9 protein-coding genes are annotated in these 4,877 nt (G+C 57.4%); all 9 read left to right on the top strand.

All coding sequences use genetic code 11. The features are described 5' to 3' along the window. Nucleotides 1-137 precede the first annotated feature (137 nt). Genes QVO51_RS03760 through QVO51_RS03720 form a run of 9 tightly spaced genes read left to right on the top strand, consistent with a single transcriptional unit; the run spans nt 138 to nt 4,849 of the window. Nucleotides 138-671, top strand: coding sequence for a phage scaffolding protein (locus tag QVO51_RS03760; RefSeq protein WP_022357300.1), 534 nt, complete (start codon nt 138-140; stop codon nt 669-671). Nucleotides 672-683: 12 nt separating this feature from the next. Next, nucleotides 684-1,775, top strand: a complete 1,092-nt coding sequence (locus QVO51_RS03755) for a coat protein (protein WP_022357299.1) — start codon at nt 684-686, stop codon at nt 1,773-1,775. A gap of 15 nt (nt 1,776-1,790) precedes the next feature. Further along, nucleotides 1,791-2,150 (top strand): hypothetical protein, encoded by a 360-nt coding sequence (locus QVO51_RS03750; RefSeq protein WP_022357298.1) that lies wholly within the window; start codon nt 1,791-1,793, stop codon nt 2,148-2,150. Beyond that, nucleotides 2,147-2,557, top strand: coding sequence for a DUF6751 family protein (locus QVO51_RS03745; protein WP_022357297.1), 411 nt, complete (start codon nt 2,147-2,149; stop codon nt 2,555-2,557). The genes QVO51_RS03750 and QVO51_RS03745 overlap by 4 nt, the downstream gene beginning before the upstream one ends. Nucleotides 2,558-2,561: 4 nt before the next feature. Beyond that, entirely contained in the window at nt 2,562-2,951 is a 390-nt protein-coding gene (locus QVO51_RS03740; RefSeq protein WP_022357296.1) for a minor capsid protein, read from the top strand. After that, nucleotides 2,948-3,376: a hypothetical protein gene (locus tag QVO51_RS03735; protein WP_022357295.1), complete on the top strand. Its 429-nt coding sequence runs from the start codon at nt 2,948-2,950 to the stop codon at nt 3,374-3,376. The genes QVO51_RS03740 and QVO51_RS03735 overlap by 4 nt, the downstream gene beginning before the upstream one ends. Beyond that, nucleotides 3,376-3,876, top strand: a complete 501-nt coding sequence (locus tag QVO51_RS03730) for a hypothetical protein (RefSeq protein WP_022357294.1) — start codon at nt 3,376-3,378, stop codon at nt 3,874-3,876. The genes QVO51_RS03735 and QVO51_RS03730 overlap by 1 nt, the downstream gene beginning before the upstream one ends. A 32-nt stretch (nt 3,877-3,908) precedes the next feature. Beyond that, nucleotides 3,909-4,289, top strand: coding sequence for a DUF6673 family protein (locus QVO51_RS03725; RefSeq protein ID WP_022357293.1), 381 nt, complete (start codon nt 3,909-3,911; stop codon nt 4,287-4,289). Continuing rightward, complete coding sequence (locus QVO51_RS03720) at nt 4,286-4,849, top strand: bacteriophage Gp15 family protein (protein WP_022357292.1); 564 nt, start codon at nt 4,286-4,288, stop codon at nt 4,847-4,849. Before QVO51_RS03725 ends, QVO51_RS03720 begins: the two co-directional genes overlap by 4 nt. Nucleotides 4,850-4,877: the final 28 nt, after the last annotated feature.

Genomic DNA, 4,877 nt, shown 5'->3' with positions numbered 1-4,877 from the left:
CATAAACCGCATTGAAACGTCCTTTTCAGGGCGTTTTCTTTATGCCCAGGGAGGTTGCCATGATCCACAACCGCAGTCCCTCTTGCGCCTGACAGCAGGCGCTATTTTTATACCCAAACACAGAAAGGATGAACAGAATGGAAAAACAGTTTCTGACGGATCTGGGCATTGCAGACGACATTGCCGACCAGATCATCACCCAGGCAGCGACAGAGGTCAAGGCTGCCGCTGAGGAAACCGCCGGGATCCAGGCGCAGCTGGAGGAAGCCAACAAGCAGATCGCCGGGTTCAGGGAAATGGACATCGACAGCATCAGGGCTGCTGCGGAGGACTGGAAAACTAAGTACGAAGCCGCAGAAGCGGATAAGACTGCCATGCAGCACAAGCACAGGCTGGAGGGCTATGTGAAGGGGCTGGGTCTCCGGGACGACGTGTACGAGGCGCATGTCACCAAGCAGCTGACGGATGCAGGCTTGCAGTTCGATGACGCAGGCAAGCTCATTGGTGGCGACGATATCGTCAGCAAGTTCCGGGAGAGCCATCCTGGCGCATTCCTGGACACCAAGCCGGAAGCCCGTGTGGTGGCATCCACCATGCACCACGAACCGGCTGCCAACAGCGTGGAGGCAGCATTTTACGCCAAGAACCCCGGCCTTGCGCCGAGAGACTAAGGAGGAATCAATATGGAACACGAACAGCAGGAACGCTACTCTGACCTGGTTCTCGCCAAGCTGCGGGACAGCCTGGTGCTGAAGGACGGCGTGGTTTTCAACAACGACTACGAAGGCAAGCCCAGCGCCGGATCCGTCAAGATCCCGGTACGGGATACGGAGGTGCAGGTGTCGGATTACGACAAGGCTGCCGGCATCACCGCCACCAACGGCACCACCACCTATCAGACCCTGACCATCAACAAGGACAAGGCTGTGGGAGAAATCATTGACGGCTATGATGCCGAAGCCGTACCTGCCAATCTGGTGGCGGATCGGCTGGACAGCGCAGGCTATTCCCTGGCCAAAACCGTTGACACCGACGGCGCAACCGTGCTGCTGGCGGAGGGTACCGCATACAATGCAGCCAGCGTGGACGCATCCAGCGCCTATGACCTGATCGTAGATGTACGCCGGGCAATGAGCAAAGCCAATGTGCCCACGGATGGCAGATATCTGCTTGCCACGCCGGACTTCTATGCCATGCTGCTGAAGGATAAGGATCACTTCGTCGGCGCATCCGGTCTGGGGGATCAGATCAAGCAGACCGGCGCTGTGGGCAAGATCGCCGGATTTACCGTCTATGAATTCAACGACGACACCGCCGGGTTGATGTTTATCGCCGGGCATCCCCGGTTTGCAGCCCGGGTCAAGGAATTTTCCGTGCCGGTCAAGCTGGAGGACCTGAAGGACGGCAAACACATCGGCGCAAGCTGGGTCAACGGTCGCATGGTTTATGCCCACAAGGTACTGCGCCCCAAGGCGATCCAGAATGTATATGCACCGGGCAGTCTGACCGCCACCCTGGCAAAGGGCAGCGCCGAGGGCACCACCATCGCCACCATCAGCGCAGGCAACACCGGCACGACCTACGCCTACAAGGTAAACCCCACTGCCCGGGCAACCTACAACCAGACCTCCGGCAGCTACAGCGGCACGGCGCTGACCTCCGGCACTACCGAAATCGCTGTCAGCGTGGGTGACGTGATCGAGATCGTCAACCTGTCCAGTTCCAAGGTGGTGGCTGTGACCTATGTCACGGCAGCGGCGGACAAGATCAAGTAGTCGGAGGTGACAGGCATGTACGCTGACTACGACTACTACCGCACCCTGTACGGAGGCAGGCTGTCCGATGAGGAGTACACCTTTGCGGCCGCCCGGGCGTCGGAATACCTGGCGTCTGTGACCCACGACCGCATTACGGAGGATATTCTGGCGGACGATACCACCGGCAGGGCGGTAAAAATGTGCTGCTGTGCCATGGCGGATCTGATCCAGAAGCAGGAACAGCGGGACGGCAAGACCGCCGAAAAGGTGGGCGACTATTCTGTGTCCTATGCCGACAGCAGCACCAACCAGACTGCACGGCAGAAACGGCGGTATGAGCTGGCGTACATGTATCTGTCCCGGTACGGCCTGATGTTCCGGGGGGTGGAATGATGTACACCAACGCAGACTGTACGGTCTACAACCGGCAGTTAGATCGGAAAAACCGCCGGGATACCTGGGTGCGCACCCAGATCCACGGAGTGTTCTGGGACGGCAGCCATGCCCACCGGCACGGAGACAAGGGGGATATCTCCGACAACTCCGTGACCGTATACATCCCGGCGGATGCATGTGAAAAGCCCTACAAGCCGCCCAAGGACTATGCGTCGGATCCATCCGGCGCATACACCCTTGCGCCCGGTGATCTGATCATCCGGGGGCTGATACGGGAGGACATCGATGCCAACACCACTGTGGCTGCACTGCTGCAGAAGTACGATGATGCCTATACCATTCTATCCTGTGAGGACAATCGGTACGGCAGTCCGGAGCTGCAGCACTTTTGTGTAAAGGGGTGATGTCATGATAGAGATCAAGACCCCAAGGGGCATTATTTCCGAATCGAAATCCGGAAAAGCCAAGCTGATCTGGAATGATGATTTTGCAAAACGACGGAATGAGCAGTTTGACGCCGTACAGAAGATGGTGGACAGCGAGGTGCTGCGCCAATCGGATCCATATGTGCCCATGCGCACCGGTATGCTGAAAAAATCCGGCATCCTGGGCACCGTCATCGGGGAGGGTGTAGTGAAATACATCGCACCCTATGCACGGCAGAACTATTACACTAACGCCGGACGTGGCCAGGAAGGCACCCAGAATGGTGGGCTGCGGGGCAAGTACTGGTTTGAGCGCATGAAAGCCGATCACAAGGATGAGATCCGGGAGAAATCGGGAGGCAAGCTGAAATGAAGTCCATTATTGAAGCCATCGTTGACTATGTGGCGGGCTGCCCTCTGTTGGAGGATGGGCGGCTGAACCTGGATTATCTGGGGGCGGACCCCATTGAATATGTGGTGGAATCCGTCCCCTGCGATCCGGTGTACACCCAGTACACAGACGGCGGCTGCCTGTGGCAGTACCTGTTTGTGTTTGCATCCCGGGAGGCATACGGCACGGACACGGTGCAGAACCTGGCAAACAGCCAGTTCTATGAGCAGTTTGCAGAATGGCTGCGCCAGAACAATGATGCAGACATCCTGCCACGGCTGCCGGATGGCTGCACTGCACAGAGTATCGAGCCAACCACTGGCGGCTATGTGCTGCTCGAAGACACCAACCACAATGCACGGTATCAGATTCAGTGCAGATTACTGTACACAAAGGAGGAATCATAATGGGAAAACTGGTGAAACGATCCCAGCGGCGGGCATACTACGGGGTACCCGCTGCGGAATCCGGGACAACCACATATACCCGGATGACCAAATTCACGTCACTGAGCAAATCCAAAAACCCAAAAACCTACAGCCGTCAATATGTGGATGAGGATGCCGCCATCGAGGATGTAGTGGGATATGCAGAATCCATCTCCTATGCGTTTGACGAGGAGATGGGCAACACCGTGCATGCGGACATTGCCAATATCGCCGATGAGGAGCAGCTGGGAGAGGACGCTGTCCGGGAGATCATTGTGGTATTCCTGGATCAGGAGGGAGAAACCAGCGGATCCAAGCGGGCGGTCAAGCGTTCCTATGCCGTCATCCCCAACGGCGAGGGTGACAAGGTGGAGGCATACACAAGAGCCGGCGATTTCAAATGCCGGGGGCCACAGGTATTCGGCGAGGTCACATCCACCGATGCTTGGAAAACCGTCACATTCACTGCGGACACGTAATGTGCCCGCAGTTTTTTTAAGGAGGAGAGCCAATGAACCAGGAAGATCTGACAAAGTGGGAAATCAACGGCACCACCCTGGTGCTGGACATTGACGACATCGGCGATCTGGAACGCTACGAGCGGGCGTTCAAACAAATGGGAGAAGCTGCAAAGCAGATTCCCAAGGACGGAACTGCATCCGAGATCACCAGAGCATACTGCACCACGTTCTACAACATGTATGACTGCATCTTCGGAGACGGCACCGCCGAAAAGATTCACAAAAAGAAATACAGTGCTGCGGAATGTGAGACAGTCTATGCGTCATTCCTGGCGTTTGTGTCCGCCCAGCGAACCGCCCGGGATGCGGCCAGGGCGCAGATTGCCCGGTATCTGCCCCAGAACCGTGCCCAGCGGAGGCGGCAGAAATGATCAATTTACTGTTTGATCCATTGCCCGAATGTGTGCAGGTGGATGGGGTGGACTATCCGGTGGTCACGGATTTCCGAGACTGGATCGCATTTGCGGATCTGATTCTGGATCCGGATATCCCCCAGCGGGACAAGGCGGTATCAGCACTCCAGTGGTATCTGGATGCCAGACCGCCGGATGCCACCAAGGCGCTGCGTGCCCTGAAATGGTTCTTTACGGCAGAACCCCTGCTGACCGGGCGGCAGCAGCGGCGCATGGACGGTAAGCCGACCCGACCGGTGTTGTCCTACGCCCAGGACGCAGCCTACATTCTGGGTGCATTCCGCCAGTGCTACGGCATGGATCTGATCCGGATCGACCATCTGCATTATTGGGAGTTCCGCAGTCTGATGCAGGCGCTGCCGGAGGACTGCCCGCTGAAAAAACGCATGGCATACCGGGCGGCGGATCCCACCCGGATCCGGGATGATGCGGAACGGGATCGGGTACGGCGGATCCAGGCGGAGATCGCCATTGAATATGAATGTGACGACGAGGAAATTGCAGACGCGTTTCTGTAGGAGGTGATTGCGTGGCGTTTGATGGCTC

The organism is Ruminococcus sp. CAG:379, from assembly GCF_000434255.1.
GTDB lineage: Bacteria > Bacillota > Clostridia > Oscillospirales > Ruminococcaceae > Ruminococcus_F > Ruminococcus_F champanellensis.
The sequence above is the reverse complement of the archived record's forward strand: the minus strand, read 5'-3'. Positions and strand labels throughout refer to the sequence as shown.

Excerpts from the sequence above, each read along its gene's own strand:
- QVO51_RS03760 (WP_022357300.1), top strand. The coding sequence starts at position 138 with ATGGAAAAACAGTTTCTGACGGATCTGGGCATTGCAGACGACATTGCC.
- QVO51_RS03755 (WP_022357299.1), top strand. The coding sequence starts at position 684 with ATGGAACACGAACAGCAGGAACGCTACTCTGACCTGGTTCTCGCCAAG.
- QVO51_RS03750 (WP_022357298.1), top strand. The coding sequence starts at position 1,791 with ATGTACGCTGACTACGACTACTACCGCACCCTGTACGGAGGCAGGCTG.
- QVO51_RS03745 (WP_022357297.1), top strand. The coding sequence starts at position 2,147 with ATGATGTACACCAACGCAGACTGTACGGTCTACAACCGGCAGTTAGAT.
- QVO51_RS03740 (WP_022357296.1), top strand. The coding sequence starts at position 2,562 with ATGATAGAGATCAAGACCCCAAGGGGCATTATTTCCGAATCGAAATCC.
- QVO51_RS03735 (WP_022357295.1), top strand. The coding sequence starts at position 2,948 with ATGAAGTCCATTATTGAAGCCATCGTTGACTATGTGGCGGGCTGCCCT.
- QVO51_RS03730 (WP_022357294.1), top strand. The coding sequence starts at position 3,376 with ATGGGAAAACTGGTGAAACGATCCCAGCGGCGGGCATACTACGGGGTA.
- QVO51_RS03725 (WP_022357293.1), top strand. The coding sequence starts at position 3,909 with ATGAACCAGGAAGATCTGACAAAGTGGGAAATCAACGGCACCACCCTG.
- QVO51_RS03720 (WP_022357292.1), top strand. The coding sequence starts at position 4,286 with ATGATCAATTTACTGTTTGATCCATTGCCCGAATGTGTGCAGGTGGAT.